This window comes from Bradyrhizobium sp. USDA 4504, from assembly GCF_054063995.1.
Window position 1 is genome coordinate 4,542,045 of sequence record NZ_JBSSGV010000001.1, and the last position, 25,140, is coordinate 4,567,184.

Here is a 25,140-nt window from a genome sequence, read left to right on the forward strand (position 1 = left end):
ACATTGACTAACCAGCGCAACGCGCGCCTTATGGTAGCAAGTGACTTCGCGCAATTTCTCACCAATTCTCAAGCCGGATGCTCGGCCAGTGTGAAGCCAATAGCGACGTCGCATCCCCGCTCTGGAATTATGGTGCGCTCGGAGGGCGTTCGCATTTGCTGCGATTGCAACAGCTTACTTGGAAGGATGAAGGGACAAGGCGCATTTTTCCCGGTCAGAGGTGCCTTTCCCACTGCCGTGCAGGTCGGCGAGACTGCGCGCAACCGCGCGAATCTTCGCCGGTGTTTCAAGGCAGGCACCACCGTATTTCTGCACGACGATGGGCTGGTTGCGCATCTAACCTCGCTCGGAAGCCTTGTTCGCCTCGCCCATCGAACCAACACCGCCTATCCATGTACCAATGACCTCAAAGTTCGGATTAAAGGCGACAAGATCCGCGCGGTATCCGGGCGCGATCCGTCCAAGCTCGGACCCAAGGCCTAGAAATGCCGCGGGCGTCCGGGAAGCCATGATAAGAGCATCGACAAGGGAGATTCCGATAAGCGCAACAGCGTTGCGCACCGCCTCGATCATGGTGAGGTGAGCGCCCGCGAGCGTGCCATCCCGGTCAGTCAGGCGATTGTCGTGCAACGTGATCTCCCTTCCCTGTAGCAGGAATTGCCGGTCGCTCGTGCCCGCCAATGGCATGGCATCGGTAACCAGCATCAATCGATCGCGTCCCTTGCAGCGCAAGGCAACACGCAAGCCGACGCGGTCAACGTGGATGCCGTCGCAGATGATCCCTGCAAACAACCGGTCATCTCCCAGCGCGGCGCCCACCAAGCCCGGCTCTCGGGCGTTCAACTGCGACATGGCATTGAACAGATGGGTCACCCCCGAGACACCGCGATCGACCGCCTGCCCGATTTCGGCTGCGGTGGCGTCGCTGTGGCCGGCCGCGATACGCAATCCGGCGCCGATCAATTCATCGATCATGGACGCGGGCACGCATTCCGGGGCCAAGGTCACCATGGAGCGACCGCGGTCCCCGAAGCTTTTGATGGCGGCGAGATCGCGCCGATCGGGCACGCGTATCTCGGCTTCCGGATGAATGCCCTTGCGAGACCTGTTGAGGGCCGGACCTTCCAGATGAAAGCCGAGCACGCCAGGAATTTCGAGGCACGCCTGAGCTGCTACAGCCAATCGTTCGATGACCTCGCTTCGATCGGTGATGAGGGTTGGCAAACAGCCCGTGGTGCCGGCCTTGCGGTGCGCCTCGACGATGCGGCGAACGCCGGCCTCCGTTGGCTGGTCGTTGAGAAGAACGCCGCCGCCTCCGTTCACCTGAACATCGACGAATCCGGGTGCAAGTATCGCATCTCGGGGAAGGTGGATCGAGGCGCGCGCTTCCTCGGTAATGCCTTCGATCCGCCCCTGCGATATTCTGACCAACCCCGGCCCGCGCATGTCGGCACCGTCAAAGATGTGCTGCGCAGCAATCGAGAAAACCACGGAAGACCCAGCTTGGCCCATAAGTGCTGATCCGAGAATGGCAATCACGGACTCGTGAGGCGAGTCCCGTGTTGTACAGGTCCCAATATGTACACAACGGGCTTCAGGGACCCGGAGCTAAATCCTTGCGTTAACTTCTCATGGAAACAAAAGGTACCACCTATCTCGGCATCGATGGGGGCGGAACCCGCTGCCGCGCCCGGATCGAGGACGAAAACGGCAGGGTACTCGGTGAAGCGAGCTCGGGGCCTGCCACGACCCGGATTGGCTTCGACAGGGCCTGGCGGTCCATCATGGAGGCCACCGAAGCGGCGGCCGCACAGTCCGAACTGACGCGCGAGGATTTCGCGCGGATGCACGCCGGAATTGGCCTCGCCGGCATTGGTCGCCGGGGCGCGGAAGCGGCGCTCAAAGAGATCCCGCATCCCTTTGCGTCCGTTATCTTCATCAGCGATGGCCTAGCTGCCTGTGTCGGCGCCCATAGCGGCGCGGACGGGGCCATCGTGGTGGCCGGCACGGGCTCGGTGGGTGTCGGCCTGATTGGCGGCAGCGAGATCCGCATCGCCGGTTACGGCTTCCCAGTCTCGGACGAAGGCAGCGGCGCCGACATTGGCCTGCAGGTCGTTCGACTGGCGCTGCGGGCCGCGGATCGCCGCGGCGAGCTGACACCATTGCTTGCAGAGGTGCTGGGCGCATTCGATCAAGATCCTTATCAGGCCGTGGCGTGGTCTGAAGAAGCCCGGGCCACCGACTACGCCGCGTTCGCGCCGACCGTGATGCGGCATGCCAATCAGGGCGATCCGGTCGGCCGCCGCATTGTCGAACGCGCGGCCGATGCCATTGGCGATCTGCTTGATCTGTTCCTGGCTAAAGGAATTGACCGGCTCGCGCTGGTGGGCGGGCTCGCGGATGCGATTACGCCCTGGCTAACGCCTGACCTGCGCGCTCGCCTGAGGCGTCCTGACGCCGACGCAGCGGCGGGCGCGCTGCTTGTGGTCCGAGGGCGGCTCGACCTGCGCAAGCTGGACCCGCCCAAGAGAGAAACTGACCATGAACAGACTTCGAAGTTCCGCGTTTGATGGTGCTTGGATCACCGATATGGCCACCGAAGAAGTCGATCCCAGATTTACCGACCTTGATGCATGGTCGCTGACGTCAGCGATGGAAGCGATGTGGGAGGGCCAGCTTGCGGCGGTCGCCGCGATCGGCCATGCCCTTCCCGCGATCACTGCGGCAGCCGAAGCGGCCAAGACGGTGCTGGGCGACCGCGGACGCATTGTATATGTCGGCGCGGGCACGTCAGGCCGCGTGGCGGTCCAGGACGGCGCCGAGCTGACGCCGACCTTCGCTTGGCCCCGCGAGCGCGTCCGCTTCGTCGTTGCCGGCGGTGACAGCGCGTTCGTCACCAGCATCGAGGGCGCGGAGGACGATGTCGATGATGCAGTCACGCAGATCAGCGCCGCACGGCTCACGCCGCACGACGTGGTGATTGCGGTAGCCGCCAGCGGCACAACGCCGTTCACGGTCGCGGCGCTGCAGCAGGCAGGGTCTTTCGATGCAGTAACGATTGGTGTCGCCAACAATCCCGGCACCGCACTGCTGGCATTGGCAAAGTTTCCGATCCTGGTCGAGACCGGCCGAGAGCTGATCGCCGGCTCCACGCGGATGAAGGCGGGCACCGCGCAGAAGGTCGTGCTCAACCTGATCTCCTCGGGGATCATGCTGCGCCTTGGCCGGGTATATCGCGGCATGATGGTGAACATGCCGCCGACCAATGCCAAGCTGAAGCGGCGCGCCGAGGCCATGGTGGCGCAAATCGCGCGCTGTAATCCGTCGCACGCGGCACGCTCGCTCGAGCAGGCCGAGGGAGACATCAAGATTGCAGTCCTTCTGGCGCTCGGTGTCGACAGGGTTGATGCGGAGACCGTTCTGGAGAACTGTGACGGCAACCTTCGGCAAGTGTTTGTCGAGCTTGCCAAGAATCGTGACTCGCATCGTGACCGACTCCCAAAGGGAGCGGCGGGACGCGGCCGAGGCGGAGTGGTTGAGCCGTGACGACATCCGCGATGGCGAGCGAAATCGGGGAAAGCGCGGATGTTGTCGCTAACATTGTTCGCGGCCGACCCGCCTTGCGCGACATCGCACAGCGGATTGGGATTGACTCCGCCCCTTTGTGCGTCGTGTGTGGTCGGGGAAGCTCCGGGCATGCCGGGGTTTTCTTGAGATATCTTGTCGAGACGCGGCTTCGCCTTCCCGTTTCAGCAAGTGCTCCCTCGGTGATCACGGCATTTCGCACACCTTTGATGCTCCGCGATGCGCTGTTCATCGTAATCTCGCAATCGGGGCGCAGCCCGGATCTCGTCGCAGCGACCAGGTCGGCACGAGCCTCGGGCGCACGCACGATTGCCATCGTCAATGCGCCGTCGTCGCCGGTGGCTGACGAAGCGGAATTTGTCGTTCCGATCGAAGCCGGCCAAGAACACTCCGTAGCGGCCACGAAGACCGTGATCGGCTCGATGGCCGCCAGTGCCGGACTGGTTGCCGAGCTGGCGCAAGATCGTGCGCTGCGGTCAGCCCTCGACCGGCTGCCCGAGCGCCTGCACCGCGCGCTGGCGCTCGACTGGTCGGAGATTGCCGATGATCTCGTCAAGGCATCAGCCGTGTTTGTGGCGGCTCGGGGCCTGGGCCTGGGCTCGGCGAGGGAGATCGCGCTCAAGCTTTCGGAAATCATGCGCCTGCCCTCCATCGGACTGAGCGCCGCCGAGCTGCAGCATGGGCCACGTGCCGCGTTATCGTCGCGCACGCCAGTTGTCATGATGCGCCTCATGGATGAAACGGCGGCCACGGTGGACGCACTGGCAGAGGAATTGCGCGAGCAAAAGATCGCGCTGCATCTCTGCGGCGGACCGCATGGCTCGCTGCCTTGGTTGGTCGAGGATGACCCCGCCACCGACCCGATCACCATGCTCGTTCCGGCCTACCGGATGATCGAGCAGGCGGCATGCGCGCGCGGATTTGACCCGGATCGTCCCCCTCGCCTGAGCAAGGTTACCGAGACGTTTTGACTGATCGCTGGCTGGCGACCAAAGCGGGAGCGACATCATCAAAACGTAACAAACGCGAGCAGAAGCGACCGAATGCGCGGCAAAGGCGACGAAGCTGATCGCTATTCTGCCGCTCATAACGGTCTGGTTGCAGGTTCGAGTCCTGCCGGACCCACCAAAATCATCAAAGAGAGCCCAATTGAGACCAAATCTGCGGATAGCTTTGCCAACAAATTCGAACCGATGACCTTCAGGTTATAAGCATGACAGTTTCCGAAGCGCTATTCGACACGCTGGCCCGCGCGCCAGCCCATCTCCCAGAAGTCTGCCTCGAGACGAGTAGCTTCCTTGAAGATCGCAATCAGCTCTGCCTCGCGGGCCGGGGTGGCGTAGAGATCAGCGAGACGTTCCAAGTGTGCTCCCGCTTTCGCCGCGACCTCTTGGTATGGCGCACCAGCGTACTCGGCAATCCACACGCGATAGGGGTTCGTCGCAGCGTTCGCATCGGGTTGTGCAGCCAGCCGCTTCGCGATCTCCGCGTACCCGATCACGCATGGGGCCAGCGCCACCTTGAGTGCCAGCAGATCGCCGCGCATTCCAGCATCCAGCACGTAGCGAGTATAGGCTAGCATCTCGGCCGCCGGAGGGGTCTGTTCAAGGTCGCTTGGGGACAGACCCCAACCGGCACAGAGTGTCACATGAAGGTTCATCTCGACATCAAGGATGGCCGAAAGACCGGCCGCTGCTTCACGCATGTCGGCAAGCTTGGGCGATTTGTAGACCGAGAGCGCGTAGGCGCGCGCGAACTCGATGAGGAACAAGTAATCCTGAGCAAGATAATAACGAAATGCCGGTTCGGCGAGCGAGCCGTCTGCCAATCCGTTCGTGAAGGGATGCTCGGTGTAGGCGCGCCACTCAGCAGATGCCTCTGTCTTTAGACGCTCCCAGAAACTCACGTTATGTTTCGCCTGGCTTGTCATGAACCGCTTTGATTACTTCCCATAGCCTGCATTATGAGGCTGACCTTGGCCGGCCGCGGCGATCTGCCGGCACGCTGCCGTATGGAGGTCGCTTGCCGTCGATCGCTGGGCTTGAGTGCGTTCTCACGTTATCACCTACAGAACGCAACGTCCTGGTCCAAGATTCGACTACAGACAATCCGCACCAGTTTCGCGCCAATAACAACTCGCACGAAGGGCGGCGAACGTGGTCGAATTCGACGAAAAGGCAGGAAACTTAACAGCGGCGACGATTGTCCCACCGCTCATAACGGTCTGGTTGCAGGTTCGAGTCCTGCCGGGCCCGCCAATGAGATCAATAGCTTACTTCGTTCCCGTTGCCCGCAGCGCGACGACCGCACCAGAAACCGCACCAGATACGTGCTGTTTTCGTTCACACCAAAGTTCGCAACGGCGTCAGGCAAGCTCACCTGCTAAATGAGTGGACGCGACAGTGCCATCCACGATCCTCGCCTTCGGCCGACGGAGAGGCACCGACAGAAGCAGTCTCTCCCTTTGGCGGTGAAGTCGGCTATCTCCGGCAAAGCGGAAGTCAGCCATAACGCCAATCAAGTCCGCTAAGGGGCCCAGGCTGTGTTGGGCCAGTAGCAGACATGCGGCGCGATGCGGTGACCAGATCAACATGGACGAGGTTGACGGCACCCACCGGCGCCGGCCGCAAACGCGGCCGGTTCTCAAGGACGCGCAATGAGCAACGGCTGCACGTTTGCGCCGCCTGCCATCAGGGGATTCGACGGCTCGAAGCGAGCGCGCAGTTCTCGCTGCTGGACGAGCGAGCGTGCAACGACAAAGGCGTTCTTCAGGCTTCTGGCTTGCCGGAGTGCGACATTGAAAAAGGCGTTGCCGAAGTAGGTCCACTTGGCTTTGTCCCGACAGCCGAACGATGAATGGTCGGCATCGGCCGCGGTGATGACCAACGTATCGGGGTTCGCGAGACGAGGGATAAAGACCCCGGAATAACAGGCAGAGATGACCACCACCTTGTATCGCATGCCGGTCCGCGCCAACATGGCGGCGAGATGGGACGGCGTGAGCGTTTGCGTAAGCCGCCCGGCTTTGATTGCAAGCCCGTCGGGGGAGCCGTGCGAGGTGAGAATCAAGAACAGAACATCATTCTCGGCGTCCATCCCATTGGCCGCCGCCTGCAAGGACTTAGCCAGGCCTTCAATCGTTGCACCTCCGCCTTTCTTCGAATTGAATTGCACGTTGACTGGGCCGCTCCCGAAACGACCCGCTACGACCTGTGCTGCGCCGGTCGCCTCGCTTCTAAACACGCCCTGATCGCCGAAAAGGCCGAACGACACCACGCTCACCTTGCGAGCGTCCTCAACGGCGTGCACCGGCGAAGCCAACGGCGCGACGGTCAAAACAAAAGCGACGAGCGGCGCGCCAAGCCGGCTGATCCAAGAGCCGATCCAAGTGCCGTTCCAAGAACCACTCCAAGACTTGCACGCCATGGCGAACCTCGTTTGGTGATCGCCACCTAGCATATGGCGATTCAAGTTGACGGCATTGCGCCCCGATTCAGCGATTCCTTACCGCAACCCCGCCTCGGTCGATATTTTTCTCCGATCACGCGAAAAATTGCGATGCCGGCTCAGCGAACGCCGGCAACGATCACGCGCGCTCCCGCGTCGGCGAGACGCTTGCACTGCTCCTCAGATGCGCCGACATCAGTCACCAGAGTCCAGCGCGGCGGCAGCGGCGCCCAGGCCATCTGTTCGGCGCGGCCGAGCTTGCTGGCGTCGGCGAGAACGATGACTTCCTTCGACTGCTGCATCATCAGCGACTTCAGTGCGACCTGTTCGAGATCCGCTTCGCACAGGCCACGGCCATTCACCACGCCGTCGGCGCTCACGACGGCGCGGTCCGCGGTCATGCGCCGCAACGCCTCATTGGCGAGCGGCCCCATGGTGCTCATGCTGGTGGTGCGCAGCGCGCCGCCCAACACCACAAGCTCTATGCTCGGAGCCTTGGCGAAGAAGGGCAGCAGCGCAAGATTGTTGGTGATGATGCGCAGCCGCCGATGCTGCAGCAGTCGGCCGAAGGCTGCGACCGTCGAGCCGGCATCGAGAATCAGCGTGTCGCCATCCTCGATCAGATCGATCGCCGCGCGCGCGATCGCCTGCTTCTGTTTGCCCTGAACCGCGAGGCGCTGCTCGAGCGTTGTCTCGTTCGCGTGGGCGGTGAGAATGGCGCCGCCATAGGTGCGGCGCACGGCATTGTTCTTGGAAAGATGCTGCAAGTCGCGCCGCACGGTGGAAGCGGAAACGTCGAAGCGCCGCGCGAGATCGTCGACATCGATCTCTCCCGCGTTCAGTGCTTCCAACAGACGAGCGTGACGCTCCTTGCTGCGCATCGACATCGAACCTCAGCCCGCGGATTCATTGCCGTCAGCCGAGCTCGACCGTATCGGCTTCGCGGCACGGCCGATGGATACCACGATGCATCGGCCGCGCAATGTCTGCGCTTAACGCGCATCTCGCTCCTCATCCTGAGGAGCCCGCGCAGCCCTCTCAAGCCGCCTTCTTCGGCGCGAGATCGACCGCCTGCCGCAGCGCTTCGATCAGGCTGCGCTCGTCGGCGATGCCCTTGCCCGCGATGTCGAAGGCGGTCCCGTGATCGACCGAGGTGCGGATCACCGGCAGACCAACAGTGATGTTCACACCGGCTTCCAGCCCCAGCACCTTGATGGGTCCATGGCCCTGATCGTGATACATCGCGACCACCATGTCGTAGTCGCCGCGGCCGGCCAGGAAGAACAGCGTGTCGGCAGGCAGGGGGCCGTGCACGTCCCAGCCCTTGCGCTGACAGGCTTCCACGGCCGGCGCGATCTTCGCGGCTTCCTCGCCGCGACCGAACAACCCGTTCTCGCCGGCATGCGGATTGATGGCGCAGACGCCGATCTTCGGATTGGCGACGCCGGCGCGCACCAGCACGTCATGCCCGCGTGCGATGACACGCTCGACGAGGCCGGGCTCGATCTTCTCGATCGCATCGAGCAGGCCGATATGCGTGGTCACGTGAATGACGCGGAGTTTCGGCGACACCAGCATCATCGATACTTCCGGCGTGCCGGTCAGATGCGCCAGGAGCTCGGTATGGCCGGGATATTTGTGGCCGGCCGCATGCAGCGCTTCCTTGGAAAGCGGCGCGGTGCAGATGCCCTGCGCGAGCCCTGCCTGCACCACCTGCACGGCTTTCTCGATGTAGCGATATGCCGCCTCACCTGCCGTCGCCGACACCTTGCCGAACGGCAGATCGTCCGGCACCAGCTTCAGGTCAACGCACTGCACGGCCTTCGACGCAAAATTCGCCTGCTTCGCGTCGCTCAACGCATCGACTTCAAGCGGCACGCCGACGATCTGACCGGCCTTGCGCAGACGGTTGGAGTCGCCGATCACCAGCGCATTGCAGATCGCCCGCACCTGCGGCTGCGCCAGCGCCTTCATGATCACCTCGGGCCCGATACCGGCCGGATCTCCCATGGTGATCGCAATGGTCGGACGAGTCATATGAAACTTCCTCTGGTTCGGACGGCGCGAAGCCGCTCGCTGATGCGGATGAGGCTGTTCTCGTCACCGAACGCGCCCGCTTTGGTGGCGATCGGAACAGACAATCGGCCAAGAGTAAGGCCGAGCGACACGCCCGGCTCGATTTCGTCGGCAAGACGGATACCGTTGACACCGAAGCGCGACAGCATCGCCGCGGCGGTTTCGCCGCCGGTCGCAGCGAAGGCGCCGATCGCGGGTGCGACGGCCTCAAGAGCGTCGGCGAGCCCCTTGGCGAGCTGCGGGCCGAGCGACATGTCGGGGTGATCATCCATCATGATCTCAACCAGTGTATCGCCGCCGCCGGCAAGTCGTTTCATCACGTCCGCGGCGACCGCCGCCGCGGCCGGCACCATCGTTGAGCAGCGTTTCCGGCGCGACCGGGAAATGCGCCACGGTGCCGGTCGCCTCCAGCTCGCGCGCGGCGGCGCGAGATGCGCCGGCGAGCGAGCCCACCACGATCAGGGTGCCGGATGCGCTCGTGGGAATGCGCAGCGGCTCGACGGCATGGCTGACTTCGAGGCCGGCCAGCGCATGCGCGAGGCCGGCGCTGCCGATGAAGAAGGTTGCGGGCGATGCATGCAGGCTCGCCTCCGCGATCAAACGCAGATCGTGTTCAGTCTCGGCGTCACAGGCCGCGACCACGTCGCCCTCCCAGGCGAGCCTCGCGAACGTGGCTTTGAGATCGCCACCGCGCACGGCAGCGAGCTTGACCTTCTCACCGCGAACGCCCGCGGTCGCGAGAACGTCGACAAGATCGGCATTCGGGTAGGTGTGGTCGCGGTGCCAGACCTCGGCCTCCTCGAGGGGGCGGCCTCTGACCAGGATACGCCCGTCGATGGTGGTCCGGCCGGTGGCCGGAAAGGCCGGCGCGAACACGCCAAGGGCCGGACCCGACCGTGACTTGAGATGCGCAAGCGCGGCGGCAGTCTCCGCTGCAGGTTGCCCCCGCAGCGTCGAGTCAATCTTCTTGAAAAGAATACGTCCGTCTTCGCAAAGGCGCGCCAGCACATCGGCATGGCGGGCTGCAGCGGCCTCGGCCGAAAGGCCTCGACTCGCGGCATCGTAGGCCAGGACAGGCAGCTGGTAGCCCGACGCGTCGGTCACCTCACCCCACGTCACCGCAGCCGCACGCCCCCTTCTGCCGAAGGCGATCGCACAGTCCGCGGCACCGGTGAGATCGTCAGCGACGATCAGCCAGCTTTGGCTTGACGCGTTTTCTTGACGCGAACCGGTATCCACTTCGCTCGAAAACGCTTTAGGGGCCATCTTCAGCGACCTGCTTCAGTGACTTTGCCTCAGTGACTTGCCTCAGTGACAACCGAGCGCGCCGCGGGGGTCATCTTGCCGGCAGAAGCCACGTTGTTCTCTTCTGCAGGCTCCTCGACGTCGCGACCAACAACGCGGGCTGTCCAGGCGGTGACGATCGGCACGAGGATTGCGGTAACCACGACGCACGCCGCGACGAGGATAGTCGCCGGCCGCGCCGCGTCCGCATAGGCTGGATTCGCCGCGGCGACAATCGCCGGGACGGCCGCCGCATTACCGGCCGTTGAGGCCGCCGCAACACCCGCGACACCATTCCCGCCAGTGATGCGATCGGCGAGGAACAGCGGGATGCCGGTCACAACCACCACGGCCACTCCCATGCCGAGGCCGAGCAGGCCGGCCTGCCAAACCTTCGACAGATCGAGGCCGGCGCCGAGCGCGAAGGCGAAGAACGGGATCATCACAGGCACCGCGCGGCTCAGGAAGTCGCGCATCTCTCTGTCGAGATTGCCGATGATCATACCCACCACCAGAGGCAGGATAGCGCCCACGAGGGTCTGCCATGGAAATGCCGAGAGGCCGGCGACGCCCAAAGTGATCATGGTGAGGAAAGGACCGCTCTCCAGCGACATGACGGTATAGGCGCCGACGTCACGCGGACGTCCATATTGGCCCATCAACGCCATATAGAGACCGCCATTGGTGTCGTTCATGGCGGCGACGATCGCGAGCGTCGAGACACCCGCGAACATGCCAGCTGCGACCGGCGTCTCTCCCAAAATGCGGCCGAAGATCAGGCCGAGGACAACGGCCACGCCAACCTTCACGATCAGCAGGGTGCCGCCCTTCTTCACAATGTAGGGGGTCGCGCGGAAGTCGATGCTCGCGCCCATGCAAACGTAGAACACGGCGAGAATTGTCAGCGCGCCAGAGAACAGTGCGCCGGTGAAGGAGCCAAAAAGCTTCGGGGTATCGGGAAAGAAGGTGGCAATAAGCGCCCCGACCAACAGAGGGACCACCATCATCCCGCCCGGCACGCTCTCGATCGCCCGCTTAATTGGAACCTGCATTTCTGTTGTCCTCCCGCACACCGCGCACTTCCGATCATTTTGCGCGTTTTGCTATAAAAACGAGCAAACGCCGGCCGTATATGCTCATATCGCGCAGTATTCAAGACTTATTGCGCATTTCGCGCAAAACATTCGCTCCGTCAGATGCGATTGATTTTGCTCGCGGGAGAATGCCAGGGAATTGGGTCATGAGAGGTTGGGCATGGTGCTCATCGCGCAGATGCTCGAAACGCTTACTTGGGGCAACACCCACCGAAGCCCCGACCGTCGCATGCTTCGGCCGCAAGGGTGCCCGGCCGGGCCCTCGCCGCAGGCGGGATACTGCCTCAGCCAGCGGAACGTCGGCCTGTAAGTCGTCGCGCTCGCGCAAGCTTTCTTCGGGCGCTAGCACGAAACCTCCCAAGACCGCTCTGAGATTGCCTCGGTATTGCAGGCGAAAGCCGTTGCGCAACGGCCGATGGACCTACTTCTTCGAGCTTCCAACGTCGGCACGTGCGCAAGGGTGTCACGTCAAGGCGAAGGCACTCGGTGAGAACTGCAATGCGGCCGTTAAGCGCGCCGAGTACGTTCTTCTGCCGGCCTTCGACAGCTGGCGGTCTCACGGGCTGACGGAGTGGTTGCAGCGCGAGGAGCATGTCGTCGGAGCTTTTGAGATTTCGCACTACCGCCCCAAGGAGCGGCCCAATAGCGTGAAGATCGTGCATCCGAAGAACGGCGAGGAAGCCTGGTGGCCGCTTTTCGATGATCGGGGCGAATCACTTTTCCCCGAACTGATGGCCGAGCTCGATGCCATCAAGCAGGTCACGGTTTCGGGTCTGGTCTTCAGGCGCGATCGCGCGCACCGCAAGTCGCGTACTCCGCCACCGTGGATACTGAGCGCAAGGACCTCCGCTACCTGCGCAGCGTCGTGAAGGACATTGTCGCCGCAGCCGGCCGCCACAGGTCTGCACGGCAATTGCCGATCTATGCAAAGCGGACCCGTAAACAGCTGATCTCGGGGACCCGGAAGCGCCGCGAGAAGCGAACAAAAGCAGCCGGTTTGTCGGAATAGACGCGGCCGTTTGTCGGAATGACAACTACGAGGGCTAACCTAAGCTATTGAAAAGCTTGGTGGGCGCACCAGGGCTCGAACCTGGGACCCGCTGATTAAGAGTCAGCTGCTCTACCAACTGAGCTATGCGCCCGGAACTTGTCCGGAAATGACCCTCGCAAGAGAGCGGTCGTTTAGCAAAGCGATTCCCCGATGTCCAGCAAGCTCAAGCAAGTTTTCCCGACTTTCTGACAACCGAAAGGCCGCCGGAATCCGGCGGCCTTTCATAGGCTTGGCGAGGGTGCCGGCGGACGGCGCTCAGAGCCGGCCGGAGCGCTCCTGATCAGGGCCATCGTCGCGGTCGAAACGGTCGTGATCGAAGCCGCGGCCGCCGCGCTCCCAGCGGTCCATGCCGCGCTCTAGGCGGTGGCGGCGCCAGCCTTCGGCGCCGAAGCCGCGCCCTTCCATATGGGTCAGCATGCTCAGCCGCCGCTTCTGGTTGTCGTCGAGCGTCTTGTAGAGCGGGTCGGCGGCATCGGCGATCTTCGTCAGCGACGTCGCGGTCGCCGCCATGTTGCCGGCGCGCTCGCGCAGGCGGGCGACCGGATCATCCGGCTTCTGCGACTTGTCCGCATCGGTCTTCTCGGCGGCCATCCGCGCATTGGCACGATCGAGCCGCATCTTCGCGAAGTCGCGCACCGCGGCCTCAACCGGCGGCCACAGCTTCTCCTGATCGGCGTTGAGCTTCAGCCCGGCGTGGACGGCGGCGATCCGCGCGTCGAGGAAGGCGGCCCGATCCTCGGGGCTCATCCGCATATGGCCGTGGAACCAGGGACGATGCTGGGCATAGACCGCGGTCGAACCGGCAATCGTGAGCGCCGCGATGCCGGCGAGCAGAACTTTCTTCATACGAACCTCCTTTGAAGGTTGCTCGAACATGATGCCGCCCGCCCGCGCCTTCAACTTACGGATTGGACAGAGAGAGCTCTGTTACCAAGATGTAATCCGCTTTCATTGCACCGCAGAAACATCCAAGGCGCGAGGTCGCGCTTTGGATGTCTGTTGTTTGCGCTAGATCATGCCGAGCAAGCGCGGCAGCCACAGCGAGATCTCCGGCACGTAGGTGATCAGGCCGAGGAACACCAGCATCGCGCACAGCCATGGCAACACCGAGATGGTGATCTCGCTGATGCCCATCTTGGCGATACTGCTCGCAATGTAGAGGTTGAGCCCGACCGGCGGGTGGCACAGCCCGACCTCGGTGTTGACGATCATCAGGATGCCGAGATGCACCGGGTGCACGCCAAGCTTGGTCGCCAGCGGAAACAGGATCGGCGCCATGATCAGGAGGATCGACGACGGATCCATCACGTTGCCGGCGAGCAGCAGGATGATGTTGACGACGAGCAGGAACATCCAGACCGAGAAGTTCTTGTCGATGATCCAGGCCGCCATCTCCTGCGGGATCTGCTCGTGCGTCATCAGGAACGAGAACAGCACCGCGTTGGTGATGATGTAGAGCAGCATCGAGCTCATGCTCGCCGCCTGCAGCAGCACCTTCGGCACCTCTGAGAGCTTCAGCTCCTTGTAGACGAATACGGTGATGAAGAAGGCATAGGTCGCGGCGACCGCGGCCGCTTCGGTCGGCGTGAAGATGCCGCCATAGATGCCGCCGAGCACGATCGCGATCAGCAGCAGGCCCCAGATGCTTTCGCGGAACGCCGTGAACTGCTGGCCGATGGTCGCGCGTGGCATCTTCGGATAGCCGTTGCGCTGTGCGACGAAGAAAGTCACCGCCGCCAGCATCAGCGCGAGCACGACGCCCGGCACGATGCCGGCCATGAACAGCGCGCCGATCGAGGTGTTGGTGGAGACGCCGTAGAGCACCAGGATGATCGAGGGCGGCACCAGGATGCCGAGCGCGCCCGAGGTCGAGATCACGCCGACGCCGAACCGCTTCGGATAGCCGTGATCGACCATCGCCGGCATCATGATCGAGCCGATAGCAACCACGGTGGCGACGCTCGAGCCCGAGATCGCCGCGAACATCGCGCAGGCCGCGACGCCGGCCAGCCCAAGGCCGCCGGGCAGATGCCCGACCAGCGAGGTGGTGAACGCGATCATGCGCCGCGCGACGCCGCCGCGGGTCAGGAAGGTGCCCGCCAGGATGAAGAACGGGATCGCCATGATGCCGAAATTGTCGAGGCCCGAAAACAGCTTCAGGCCGACGCTCTCGATCGGCACCTCGGTCATGGTGAACAGGAAGGTGAGCACGGTCAGGCCGAGCGAAATCGAGATCGGCATGCCCGTCAGCATCAGGGCAAACAGCAGTCCGAAAATAAGTGCGGCGCTCATCACGCTTCTCCAAGCGCGACGGGCGCGGTCTTGCTGGTCTCGACGCCATCGACATGGGAGGCGTCATGGTGCGGCAGGTCGTCGGTCCACCAGTAATTCCAGCACACCTGCAGGAAGCGGAAGCACATCAGATAGGAGCCGAGCGGAATGCAGGCGTAGACGATCCAGCTCGGGATCTCGAGATCCGGCGAGACCTGGTCGGTATGCATCAATTCGAACACGAATTTCGCGCCCATGGTCCCGACGATCCCGGTGAATAGCGCGCCGCCGAGCAGGCCGAAGGTGATGGTGCGCTTGCGCCAGAAATCGTTGAGCCGGTTGATCAGGACGTCGACGCCGACATGGACGCCGGCGCGCACGCCATAGGCGGCGCCGAACTTCGCCATCCAGATGAACATGTAGATGCAGAGTTCCTGCGACCATGCGAGATTGATGCCGAACAGGTACGGATAGAGCACGGGAACGTCGACCAGAAAACGGTGCACGACCGTGACGAAGGTCAGCAGCGTCGCGGCCCCCATCAGGCTCGCGATGATGATTTCCTCGAGCCGGTCCAGAATTTTAAGCAGCATTGATCTCCCCTGTCATGGCCTGATGCGGCAACCGGCCACGGCACCCTGGCCGCGACCTCACGCGGCCGCGGCGTTCACTATGTTTGCGGTTCAAGTCCCGCGTGACTGTTGCCGTCGATCGGAGCTGCCTCCGATCTACCTCGCCCCGCGTGCGGGGAGAGGTCGAAATTCAAGCGCAGCTTGAATTTCCGGTGAGGGGGAGCTTCCGCGAGCACATCTGGAGCCGCGTTCGCGGAGAAGGCCCCTCACCCCAACCCTCTCCCCGCAAGAACGGGGAGAGGGAGCTCGTCTGGCATCGCCTCAGCGGCGAAGCATCGCAGCTAGTTCATCGGGCTGCGGCCGGTTTCCTTGAGGAATTCGTCGATCAGCGGCTGGCCGACGCGCGAGGCAACGTCCTTGTAGACCGGCATCATTGCCTTGCGCATTGCCTCGTCCTGCTCCGGCGTCAACGCGACGATCTCGGTCTTGCCGGCCTTCTTGATCTCGGCGAGCGCGTCGTCGTTTTCCTTGGCCGACTGGCTGTTGCCGAACTCGGTGGCTTCCTTCATTGCCTTGGAGAGCTGCTCGCGGATATCGGCCGGCAGGCCGTCCCAGAACTTCTTGTTCACGACCACAACGTAGCCGATGTAGCCGTGATTGGTGACGGTGGCGTACTTCTGCACCTCATGCATTTTCTGGGTGTAGATGTTCGACCAGGTGTTCTCCTGGCCGTCGACCACGCCGGTCTGCAGCGCCTGGTAGACGTCGGAGAATGCCATCACCTGCGGGATCGCGCCGAGCGCGCGGAACTGGGCTTCCAGCACCTTCGACGACTGGATGCGGAACTTGAGCCCCTTGTAGTCGGCGGGCGCGACCAGCTTCTTGTTCGCGCTCATCTGCTTGAAGCCGTTGTCCCAATAGGCGAGACCGGTCATGCCCTTGGAATCCAGCTTCTTGAGCAGCTGGGCGCCGAGCGGCCCGTCGGTGACCTTCCGCAGCGACTTCAGGTCGGGCAGAATGTAGGGCAGATCGAAGACTTCGAATTCCTTGATGCCGATCGGGCCGAACTTCGAGTTCGACGGCGCCAGCATCTGCACCGCGCCGAGCTGCAGCGCCTCGAGCTCTTCCTTGTCCTTGTAAAGCGTCGAGTTCGGGTAGACCTCGACCTTCACCTTGCCGCCGGTGTACTTCTCGGCGAGTTCCTTGAACTTGTCGGCCGCCTTGCCCTTCGGCGTATCCGAGGCCACCACGTGGCTGAATTTGAGAACGATCGGCGACTGCGCCGCCGCAGGCCCGACAAAGGTCAAAGCCGCGATCGACGCCGCAGCCAATATGAGTTTACGCATGTTTCCTCCCGCGTAATTGCGGAGCGCGAATACCGGCCCCGAGACATCCGGTCGCACCATTACAGACAAGCAAAGACGATTGCCATTGCCCCTTTAGCAGGGGCCAATTGCACCATTGCTGCACCGCAAAATTCGATGCGGCGGTATCCCCTTCGGCTCTTGCGACCGTTCAATGACACCGCCCGCACGCTGTGCCCGGCCACGGCAATGAGGTCAATGCGAGGTTTGGCAATGGCGGGTTCGCCGGGCGCGAATGCTGCGCGTGTTTCTTGCCGGCTGTCGCCCCTGCGAAAGTGTTCGGTCCCGTGTGATTGGCGAGGGCCTGGATTGGCGCCAGGTAGCCGAGGCATTTGAGGCGGGTCCGATTGTAGTCGTGGACGAACTTGGCGATGAAGGTGTCGCGGTCGGCGTGGTTGACAAAGGTACGGCGCGCGCTGCCCCGTTTGTGTTCGCGGCCAATGGCTTCGGCGATGCGCCGGTTGAAACGTTCGACGAGTCCGTTGGTCTGCGGATGGTAGGGCTTGGTCAGGCGATGCTGGATGGCGCACTGTCGGCAGAGTTGATCAAAGGGGTGGTCGCCGGAAGGCTTCCCGGGCGGCTTGTTCTTCTTGTCGACGGCGAAGCGGTCGGTGAACTCGGCACCGTTTTCGGTGAGGATAGTGTGAACCTGGTGCGGAAAATCAGCCAGGAAGCGCTTAAGGAAACCGGTCGCGGTCGCTCCGTCCCGCCTGGAATGGACCTCGACAAAGACGTAGCGGGTGGCTCGGTCGATGGCGACAAAGGCATAGCTGGTGCGGCGCTGCAGTGCCGGCAGATACTTCACGTCGATATGGATGAAGCCGATACTGGCATTCTCGAAGACGCCGGCTTTGGGCTTGTCAGGCTTGGCAAGCCGGCTGATGCCGTTGCGCTGCAGGCAGCGGTGAATAGCACTACGGGACAGCTTGGCGTTGATGCATCGCCGCATCACCTCAACGATGTCGTCCAGCGGCAATTGGAGCGATGTCCGTAGTTCACAAACGGCCCTTTCTTCAACCGCGGAGAGGCTGGTCGTGAGGTTCTTCGGCCGGTGCGAGCGGTCTTCGACCGTCGTGCGGCTGCGCCAGCGATAAATCGTGGTCTCGCTGACCCCCAGCTCGGCCGCCAACTGAGCGACCGACTTCCGGCTGCGCTGGATGTAGGCACGTGTCTTCGGCGTCGTCGTGGCGTTCGCGTGCAAGCTCAGTTCCATGACACGAGGCGCTCCCTAACAAAGGCCACGCCTCGTTCTACACCGATTCCATCCAACCAATCTGCAGGGACCAAACACGAAAGCAGAGATCCATACGCCGCTGCAAATCTTGCAGATATGACTCTTCGTTGTCGTCCTGGCGAAAGCCAGGACCCATTACCACCGCATTTGATTGTGAACGAGGTCGTGGCCCCAGCATCGCACAACAAGTCTCATTTGGGGTAATGGGTCCTGGCTTTCGCCATGACGACACTGACGCCAAGACGACACTGAATGTGTTGGACCACGTGTGGCTCATGCTTCCGCAGTCTCGCGGCGCATTGCGTCCGAGCTTTGCATCTTGTTCCGCCCTCACCTCAAGCAGAGGGCGCAGGGAAAGCCGGGTGCCGATCGCACCCATGGGCCCCGAGCAATGGGTAGAAAGCTCGGGGGTAGGACCACAGGTGTAACCGGAAACAACCCGGCTTTCCCTGCGCGATGGGCTACGGCTTACTTCGTGCTCTCCCCGGCGAGACTGGGCTTGGTTGTCACCGTCTTCGCAACGCGCACTGCGCAATCGGAAAAGACACCTGCCGCTAGGGCGTCAGGACCACACGACTTCACCGTCCGCCTCATGCACGTTCGTCAACTGCGCAATCGGCGTCCACCGCATCTCGACCCACGTTCGTGACGACGGCGAAGCGCCCCTCGTGTCGGGTGAGACGGGCAGACCATACACCGAGCCACACTTCGGATAAAGCGAAATATTTTTGCTGCGAAGGCTTGCGCCGTCGGGCAACTCAGTGGTAGCGGCCCTCCCCGGTCCTTTCGTCATTGCGGGCGACGCACCAGCGTCCGGTGTCGCCTCGCCGGCGAACGGAATCCGGTCGATCAGGCGTCATTCCCTCCGCAGGATTTTATCCATGGCCTTTCCACGCGCCAGCTCATCGATCAGTTTATCCAGGTAACGAATTTCCCGCATGGTCGGCTCTTTGATTTCCTCAACCCTGACACCGCACACCATGCCCTTGATCAAGGCCCGCGAAGGATTCATTTCAGGCGCCTTTGCGAAGAACGTTTCGAAGTCGGTTTGTTTTTCCAACTGAGCTTCCAGCTCCTTCGAACCGTAGCCGGTCAACCAGGAGATCACCTGATCAACCTCCGCTTTGGTGCGTCCCTTCTTCTCCGCTTTCGCGACATAGAGCGGGTAAACGCTTGCGAAGCTCGTTGTATAGATCCGATGCTTGGCCATGAATTGCTCCGAACGTTCGTATTCCGGGGTCTCGACGAGGAGATATTAGTCCTGAGTTGAACCGGCTTCGCCAATCCGAAGTGTCGCACGTGGCTAGGGGCATGGCGATGGCTTGCTGCCTCCCGTTTCGTCCCCAGCGCTCGCGTGCGGCGGCCCGCATGCGTTGGCAGCAATCGCTCTACAGCGACGGCAACCACTCTGGGGCGGCGCCCCACCCGATCCGTTAGATCACCACCATGTCCAATCCACGGGCGGAAACAATGCGGCCCGCCGGGATCGAACATCAGGATCGAACGCAGGAGTTTTCAACGATGAACCAGATGATCCGCAATACTCAGCAAGCATGAACCTCGACAATGTCTCGCACGCCGGTCAGCCGGGGCCAAACGAGTTGGTGCCATCGCGCTACGCGCTGAAGATCGGCGAGATCGACGTGCTGGTCGTCAGCGACGGGGTGCTGCCGCTGCCGACCAAGATGCTGGCGCACAATGCCGAGCCGGCCGTCCGCGCGGCCTGGCTGGACGACATGTTCCTGCCGCCGGACGCGTTCGACTGGGCGCTGAACGTGGTCGTGGTGCGAAGCGGCCGGAAAACCATCCTCGTCGACGCCGGGCTGGGGTCGGACCCGGACGTGCACCTGCCGAAGGCCGGGCAGACGGTCAAGCGACTGGAGGCGGCCGGCATCGATCTTGGGTCCGTGACCGACGTGGTGCTGACCCACATGCACATGGACCACGTTGGCGGGCTGCTCGTCGAGGGCGTGAAGGAGCGGCTGCGTCCGGACCTGCGGATCCATGTGGCGGCTGCCGAGGTCAAGTTCTGGGAGGCGCCCGATTTCTCCCGCGTCTCGATGCCGCCGGGTTTCCCCGACGCGCTTCGTGCGACGGCCAAGCGGTTCAGGAAGGAATACCAGAGCCAGCTGCGGCTGTTCGACGAGGAGCACGAGGTGGCGCCCGGAGTGGTCGTCCGTCGCAGCGGCGGCCACACTCCCGGCCACAGCGTCGTTCGTCTGGCGTCCGGCGGCGACCGGCTGACATTCGCCAGTGACCTCGTGTTCGCGGTCGGGTTCGAGCACCCCGAATGGCACAATGGCTTCGAACACGATCCCGAAGAGGCGGCCCGCGCCCGGATCAGTCTGTTGCGGGAACTGGCGGCGAACCGCGAGTTGCTGGTTGCCACGCATATGCCGTTCCCGTCCGTTGGACATGTCGCGGTCGAGGGTGACGCCTTCCGTTGGGTGCCGGTGTTCTGGGACTACTGAGACCTGTCGAGTTAGAGCCGAACCGGGGCGCGTACTCATATCGATCATGGGGGCGGGCTCCGGCTTCCGCGCGGCCCTTCTGAGCAAAGGTCGGCTACGGTCCACAAGCAGTCATTCAAGCCGGCCGAGAGCGAATTAGCTTGCCTTGCTTTGAGTCCTTTTGCACTCTCAGGCAAAGGAGGCCGATGCATGAAGATAATGACCGTCGCGTGCGCTCTCGGAGCGGCCCTCGTGCTGTGCAACCTCGGGACGTCTGGTGCTGAAGCCCGGGCGCGGAAGGCACAAGTCGTTCATGAACCAAGGAGGGTCATTATCCCGACGCCCGTGATAAGGCCAACTCCGTGGGACTATTATATTGTTCCACGATATCAATATCGCCCTGAAGACGACCGGGTCGATCCATACGCCCCGCCCCTGGTGTCGTCGTGGCGCCTCTATGAGGCGTGGCGGTGGCCATACTGGTGGTGAACAGCGATCGCGCCAAACAGATCGCAATCCGAGTGGTGATCGTCCCCTGACGGACGGGGACTAGTGTGCTGAATGCGAAGTTCGTGCGATTTCGCGGCAGCCACTTTCACGAACTTCGCATTCATAAAGCACACTAGAATCATAAGTTTGCTAGTGTCCTTATCGAATCCGAAGTTCGCTCCGAAGGTGCGGCAAATGATGCGAACTTCGGATTCGGGACACTAGCTGTGAAGTTGCGCGTTGAGGCCGTCCCAATTTGGCGTACGCTTGGTTGCCTCAAGAGCGCCGCTCTGGGAATTCCGACGAAAAAGCAGGCCCTTCTGGCCCGAGAGTTCTTTGGCTTTCAGGACTCGGCCATCTTCCAAAAGGATGCGCGCGCCTGCCGTGACATAACAGCCCGCTTCGACGATACAATCGTCACCCAATGAAATGCCGATACCGGCGTTGGCTCCGATCAGGCAGCGCTCACCGACTGTAATCCTCTCTTTCCCTCCTCCGGACAGAGTGCCCATGATCGACGCTCCGCCACCAACGTCGCTGCCGCTTCCCACAACCACGCCGGCGCTGATCCGGCCTTCGACCATGCAGGGACCGAGCGTGCCCGCGTTAAAATTGCAAAAGCCTTCATGCATGACGGTTGTGCCCGGGGCCAAGTGGGCGCCGAGCCTTACGCGATCCGCATCTGCAATTCTCACGTCCGCTGGCGTCACATAATCGGTCATGCGCGGAAACTTATCCACGCCTGTCACCTCGAATGCGAGGGCACGCTTTCGTGCCTCCATTCGCGCGTCCGGTACACGGGAGCACTCACAGGGACCGAGGGTCGTCCAGGCAACGTTAGGTAAGAGACCGAAAACTCCCTCGAGGTTCAGACAATTCGGCTGGACGAGCCGGTGGCTCAGCAGATGGAGTCGAAGATACGCGTCGTGCACGTCCGTCGGCGCAGATGCAAGGGAGCCAATTTCTGCACGGATTGGAACGATGTCGACATTGCGAATGTCGTCGTGTCGCGCATATCCGTCCGCCGACTCGCCCAACGATCTGCTGACCTCGTCCTTCGTGAGAGGGACCGTTGCCGTCTTGTCGGCCTCCGCGACCAGGCGCAGCTGAAGAAACCAGGAATCCAGCACGCGCCCATCAGCGGCAATCGTCGCAAATCCCTCGCCTCTCGCGCCCCTCAGCTCCATCGTCATCTGAATTTCTCACACTGCGATCCTGCACGTCATGCATACGCGAGTTCTCGTGGAAATGGCAACTTCCGGGCTCTCAAACGGGTCCGCTTTGGGGCAAAGGGCGACATGGGTCCACGCCGCAGCGACGCCCCGCTCTTACGCTCTGAGCGGACGTCGATCGACGGTGCTTGCGGTGCTGTGTCGGGCGAGCGAGTAGCCGGCGGGCGGCTTTCCGCGCTTCGTCCCCGGACCGCTATTCCGCCGCGGTCCGGATATCGATCTTCTCGGCGCGGACCGCGCAGAACTTGAACTCCGGAATCTTGCCGAACGGGTCGAGCGCCGGGTTGGTCAACAGGTTGGCCGCCGCTTCCGCGTAGCAGAACGGCATGAAGACCATGTTCTCGGGCACGTCGCGGTCGGCACGCACCTTGACCTCGACCGCGCCGCGGCGCGTCTCGAGACGGATGAAGTCGCCGGGCGCGAGTCCCTTCTTGCGCATGTCCTTCGGGGTCATGAACGCGACCGCTTCGGGCTCGATCTGGTCCAGCACCTGGGCACGGCGCGTCATCGAGCCGGTGTGCCAATGTTCGAGCACGCGGCCGGTCGACAGCACCATCGGGTACTCGTCGTCGGGCAGTTCGTCCGGCGGGATCACCTTGGCCGGCACGATCCTGCCGCGGCCGCTTTCGGTCGGGAAGCCGGTGGTGAAGATGATCTCGTTGCCGGGCTTGTCGGGATCGTCGACCGGATAGGTCACCGCGCCCTCGCGCACCAGGCGGTCCCAGCTGATGTTCTTCAGTGACGGCATCAACTCGGCCATCTCGGTGAAGACCTCGCCCGGCCCCGCATAGTTCCAGGGCAGTCCCATCCGCTTGCCGATCTCCTGGATGATCCAGAGATCCTGCCTTGCATCGCCCGGCGGCTTGATCACCTCGCGCGCCAGCTGCACGCGGCGGTCGGTATTGGTGAAGGAGCCGGACTTTTCGGCGAACGCCGAGGCCGGCAGGATGACGTCGGCGTGGAACGCGGTCTCTGTGACGAACAGATCCTGCACGACGAGATGATCGAGCTTGGCCAGCGCCTCGCGCGCGTGCTGCAGGTCGGGATCGGACATCGCGGGATTCTCGCCCTCGACATACATGCCGTGGATTTCGCCGGCGTGGATCGCATTCATGATCTCGACCACGGTCAGGCCGCGCACCGGATCGAGCTCCTGCCCCCAGAGTTTCTCGAAGGCGCCGCGCATGTCGTCGCGGCCGACCGGCTGGTAGTCCGGAAGGAACATCGGGATCAGGCCGGCGTCGGAGGCGCCCTGCACGTTGTTCTGCCCGCGCAGCGGATGCAGCCCGGTGCCGGGGCGGCCGACCTGGCCGGTGATCAGCGCGAGCGCGATCAGGCAGCGCGCATTGTCGGTGCCGTGGACGTGCTGGCTGATGCCCATGCCCCAGAAGATGATCGACGATTTGGCGCGGGCATAGGCGCGCGCGACCTCGCGCAGCGTCTCCGCCGGAATGCCGCAGATCTGGGACATGCGCTCCGGCGTGAACTCCTGGATCTTCGCCTTCAGCTCGTCATAGCCCTCGGTATAGCCGGCGATGTACTGCTCGTCGGTCAGGCCTTCCGTGATGATCGTGTGGATCATCGCGTTCAGCATCGCGACGTCGCTGCCCGGCTTGAACTGCAGGTGCTGCGTGGCGTGGCGCGACAGCGTCTGCCGGCGCGGGTCCATCACGTAGAGCTTGGCGCCGAGCTTGGCGGCGTTCTTGATGTAGGTGGCGGCGACCGGATGGTTCACGGTCGGATTGGCGCCGATCACCCAGATCACCTCGGCGTCGGCCGCGGCCGCGAACGGCGCCGACACCGCGCCTGAGCTCAATCCCTCGAACAGCGCCGCCACCGACGAGGCGTGACACAGCCGCGTGCAGTGATCGACATTGTTGGAGCCGAAGCCGGTGCGCACCAGCTTCTGGAACAGATAGGCTTCCTCGTTCGAGCCCTTGGCCGAGCCGAAGCCGGCCAGCGCCTTGGCGCCCTTCTCGTCGCGGATCTTGCGCAGGCCCGCGGCGGCCAGATCGAGCGCCTCTTCCCAGGATGCCTCGCGGAAATGGGTGTAAGGATTGGCCGGATCGACCTGGTCGTTGGCATCCTTCTTGACGCCGGGCAGTCGCACCAGCGGCTTGGTCAGGCGATTGGGGTGATGGATGTAGTCGAAGCCGAAGCGGCCCTTGACGCAGAGCCGGTTATGATTGGCGGGACCATCACGGCCTTCCGCGTAGATCACCTTCTCGTCCTTGACCTGATAGGTGACCTGGCATCCGACGCCGCAATACGGGCACAGCGAATCCACTTTCTTGTCCGGATAGGTGACGCGGGTCTGCTTGTCGTCGAGCATGACCGCCGGCATCAGCGCGCCGGTCGGACAGGCCTGCACGCACTCGCCGCAGGCGACGCAGGTCGATTCGCCCATCGGATCGTCGAAGTCGAACACGATCTTGGCGTCGTGGTTGCGGTAGGCCATGCCGATCACGTCGTTGACCTGCACCTCGCGGCACGCCCGCACGCAGAGGCCGCACTGGATGCAGGCGTCGAGATTGACCCTCATCGCCGGATGGCTGGTGTCGGCGTGCCAGCGTTCAGTCGCGGGAAAGCGGCTTTCGGTCACGCCGGTCTTCTCGGCCCAGTGCCAGAATTTCGAGTCCGGATCGTGCGAAGTCTCGCGCGCCGGCTGGTCCGCCACCAGCAGCTCCATCACCATCTTCTGCGCCGCGACGGCACGCTGGCTGGCCGACTTCACCTTCATGCCGACCGTCGGCGTCCGCTTGCAGGACGCCGCCAGCACGCGCTCGCCTTCGATTTCGACCATGCAGGCGCGGCAGTTGCCGTCCGGCCTGTAGTCCGGCGCGGGCGAATAGCACAGATGCGGGATCTCGGTGCCCTGGCGCTTGGCGACCTGCCAGATCGTCTCGCCGGCCCGCGCCTCGACCTGCTGGCCGTCGAGCTCGAACTGAATCGTCAGGCCTGAGTTCTGATTGTTGCTCATTCAAATCCTCG

The 25,140-nt window shown here is 63.0% G+C and carries 23 protein-coding genes and 1 tRNA gene; 6 read left to right on the forward strand and 18 right to left on the reverse strand.

Going from position 1 to position 25,140, the window contains the following annotated elements:
• Window positions 1-174: 174 nt before the first annotated feature.
• On the reverse strand, window positions 175-336 hold the full coding sequence (locus tag ACVMB1_RS21390; RefSeq protein WP_156436543.1) for a hypothetical protein: 162 nt from the start codon (window positions 334-336) through the stop codon (window positions 175-177).
• Window positions 337-1,512: an N-acetylglucosamine-6-phosphate deacetylase gene (gene nagA / locus ACVMB1_RS21395; RefSeq protein ID WP_076834254.1), complete on the reverse strand. Its 1,176-nt coding sequence runs from the start codon at window positions 1,510-1,512 to the stop codon at window positions 337-339. It abuts the gene before it with no gap.
• A gap of 119 nt (window positions 1,513-1,631) precedes the next feature.
• Between nagA and ACVMB1_RS21400 the strand changes: the two genes are divergently transcribed.
• The 4 genes from ACVMB1_RS21400 to ACVMB1_RS21415 all read left to right on the forward strand — a co-directional run bounded on the left by ACVMB1_RS21400 (window position 1,632) and on the right by ACVMB1_RS21415 (window position 4,796).
• A complete protein-coding gene (locus ACVMB1_RS21400) occupies window positions 1,632-2,570 on the forward strand; it encodes a BadF/BadG/BcrA/BcrD ATPase family protein (protein ID WP_141343127.1) in 939 nt (312 codons plus the stop codon).
• 19 nt (window positions 2,571-2,589) lie between these two features.
• On the forward strand, window positions 2,590-3,546 hold the full coding sequence (locus ACVMB1_RS21405; protein ID WP_229159522.1) for an N-acetylmuramic acid 6-phosphate etherase: 957 nt from the start codon (window positions 2,590-2,592) through the stop codon (window positions 3,544-3,546).
• Window positions 3,543-4,556, forward strand: coding sequence for an SIS domain-containing protein (locus ACVMB1_RS21410; RefSeq protein WP_456849243.1), 1,014 nt, complete (start codon window positions 3,543-3,545; stop codon window positions 4,554-4,556). The genes ACVMB1_RS21405 and ACVMB1_RS21410 overlap by 4 nt, the downstream gene beginning before the upstream one ends.
• Before the next feature lie 72 nt (window positions 4,557-4,628).
• Complete coding sequence (locus tag ACVMB1_RS21415; RefSeq protein ID WP_156436544.1) at window positions 4,629-4,796, forward strand: hypothetical protein; 168 nt, start codon at window positions 4,629-4,631, stop codon at window positions 4,794-4,796.
• A 20-nt stretch (window positions 4,797-4,816) separates the two neighbouring features.
• On the opposite strand, the gene tenA is transcribed toward ACVMB1_RS21415, so the two are convergent.
• The 7 genes from tenA to ACVMB1_RS21450 form a co-directional block, all read right to left on the reverse strand.
• Window positions 4,817-5,491 (reverse strand): thiaminase II, encoded by a 675-nt coding sequence (tenA, locus tag ACVMB1_RS21420; RefSeq protein WP_092083090.1) that lies wholly within the window; start codon window positions 5,489-5,491, stop codon window positions 4,817-4,819.
• Between the two features lie 737 nt (window positions 5,492-6,228).
• Window positions 6,229-7,011, reverse strand: coding sequence for a C13 family peptidase (locus ACVMB1_RS21425; RefSeq protein WP_245311791.1), 783 nt, complete (start codon window positions 7,009-7,011; stop codon window positions 6,229-6,231).
• A gap of 140 nt (window positions 7,012-7,151) precedes the next feature.
• Window positions 7,152-7,919 carry a DeoR/GlpR family DNA-binding transcription regulator gene (locus ACVMB1_RS21430; protein ID WP_057020625.1) on the reverse strand — a complete coding sequence of 256 codons (768 nt, stop codon included), beginning with the start codon at window positions 7,917-7,919 and terminating at the stop codon, window positions 7,152-7,154.
• 151 nt (window positions 7,920-8,070) lie between these two features.
• Window positions 8,071-9,069: a 4-hydroxythreonine-4-phosphate dehydrogenase PdxA gene (gene pdxA, locus ACVMB1_RS21435; protein ID WP_057020626.1), complete on the reverse strand. Its 999-nt coding sequence runs from the start codon at window positions 9,067-9,069 to the stop codon at window positions 8,071-8,073.
• Window positions 9,066-9,461: a nucleotide-binding domain containing protein gene (locus ACVMB1_RS21440; RefSeq protein WP_456849245.1), complete on the reverse strand. Its 396-nt coding sequence runs from the start codon at window positions 9,459-9,461 to the stop codon at window positions 9,066-9,068. The genes pdxA and ACVMB1_RS21440 overlap by 4 nt, the downstream gene beginning before the upstream one ends.
• Window positions 9,388-10,374 carry a four-carbon acid sugar kinase family protein gene (locus tag ACVMB1_RS21445; protein ID WP_456849247.1) on the reverse strand — a complete coding sequence of 329 codons (987 nt, stop codon included), beginning with the start codon at window positions 10,372-10,374 and terminating at the stop codon, window positions 9,388-9,390. Before ACVMB1_RS21445 ends, ACVMB1_RS21440 begins: the two co-directional genes overlap by 74 nt.
• Window positions 10,375-10,403: 29 nt before the next feature.
• Window positions 10,404-11,444 (reverse strand): 2-keto-3-deoxygluconate permease, encoded by a 1,041-nt coding sequence (locus ACVMB1_RS21450; RefSeq protein ID WP_141342408.1) that lies wholly within the window; start codon window positions 11,442-11,444, stop codon window positions 10,404-10,406.
• 443 nt (window positions 11,445-11,887) lie between these two features.
• Between ACVMB1_RS21450 and ACVMB1_RS21455 the strand changes: the two genes are divergently transcribed.
• Entirely contained in the window at window positions 11,888-12,355 is a 468-nt protein-coding gene (locus ACVMB1_RS21455; RefSeq protein WP_456849249.1) for a hypothetical protein, read from the forward strand.
• A gap of 197 nt (window positions 12,356-12,552) precedes the next feature.
• On the opposite strand, the gene ACVMB1_RS21460 is transcribed toward ACVMB1_RS21455, so the two are convergent.
• The 7 genes from ACVMB1_RS21460 to ACVMB1_RS21490 all read right to left on the reverse strand — a co-directional run bounded on the left by ACVMB1_RS21460 (window position 12,553) and on the right by ACVMB1_RS21490 (window position 19,188).
• Window positions 12,553-12,628, reverse strand: a tRNA-Lys gene (locus ACVMB1_RS21460).
• 164 nt (window positions 12,629-12,792) lie between these two features.
• Window positions 12,793-13,383 (reverse strand): Spy/CpxP family protein refolding chaperone, encoded by a 591-nt coding sequence (locus ACVMB1_RS21465; RefSeq protein ID WP_028332421.1) that lies wholly within the window; start codon window positions 13,381-13,383, stop codon window positions 12,793-12,795.
• A gap of 162 nt (window positions 13,384-13,545) precedes the next feature.
• The gene (locus tag ACVMB1_RS21470; protein ID WP_076834271.1) at window positions 13,546-14,829 is read right to left on the reverse strand and encodes a TRAP transporter large permease; all 1,284 of its coding nucleotides are present in this window, start codon (window positions 14,827-14,829) and stop codon (window positions 13,546-13,548) included.
• Entirely contained in the window at window positions 14,829-15,401 is a 573-nt protein-coding gene (locus tag ACVMB1_RS21475; RefSeq protein ID WP_057020631.1) for a TRAP transporter small permease, read from the reverse strand. Before ACVMB1_RS21475 ends, ACVMB1_RS21470 begins: the two co-directional genes overlap by 1 nt.
• Window positions 15,402-15,721: 320 nt before the next feature.
• Window positions 15,722-16,726 carry a TRAP transporter substrate-binding protein gene (locus ACVMB1_RS21480; RefSeq protein ID WP_028342401.1) on the reverse strand — a complete coding sequence of 335 codons (1,005 nt, stop codon included), beginning with the start codon at window positions 16,724-16,726 and terminating at the stop codon, window positions 15,722-15,724.
• A 169-nt stretch (window positions 16,727-16,895) separates the two neighbouring features.
• Window positions 16,896-17,957, reverse strand: a complete 1,062-nt coding sequence (locus tag ACVMB1_RS21485) for an IS481 family transposase (protein WP_141342409.1) — start codon at window positions 17,955-17,957, stop codon at window positions 16,896-16,898.
• A gap of 877 nt (window positions 17,958-18,834) precedes the next feature.
• A complete protein-coding gene (locus tag ACVMB1_RS21490) occupies window positions 18,835-19,188 on the reverse strand; it encodes a DUF2200 domain-containing protein (protein ID WP_057020632.1) in 354 nt (117 codons plus the stop codon).
• Between the two features lie 343 nt (window positions 19,189-19,531).
• Here ACVMB1_RS21490 and ACVMB1_RS21495 point away from each other — a divergent pair, with 343 nt between their 5' ends.
• A complete protein-coding gene (locus ACVMB1_RS21495) occupies window positions 19,532-20,449 on the forward strand; it encodes an MBL fold metallo-hydrolase (protein WP_141342411.1) in 918 nt (305 codons plus the stop codon).
• 689 nt (window positions 20,450-21,138) lie between these two features.
• Here the strand turns inward: ACVMB1_RS21495 and dapD are convergent.
• Both dapD and fdhF read right to left on the reverse strand, forming a co-directional pair.
• Complete coding sequence (gene dapD, locus ACVMB1_RS21500) at window positions 21,139-22,110, reverse strand: 2,3,4,5-tetrahydropyridine-2,6-dicarboxylate N-succinyltransferase (RefSeq protein WP_057015083.1); 972 nt, start codon at window positions 22,108-22,110, stop codon at window positions 21,139-21,141.
• 232 nt (window positions 22,111-22,342) lie between these two features.
• On the reverse strand, window positions 22,343-25,129 hold the full coding sequence (gene fdhF / locus ACVMB1_RS21505) for a formate dehydrogenase subunit alpha (RefSeq protein WP_371852079.1): 2,787 nt from the start codon (window positions 25,127-25,129) through the stop codon (window positions 22,343-22,345).
• Window positions 25,130-25,140 lie beyond the last annotated feature (11 nt).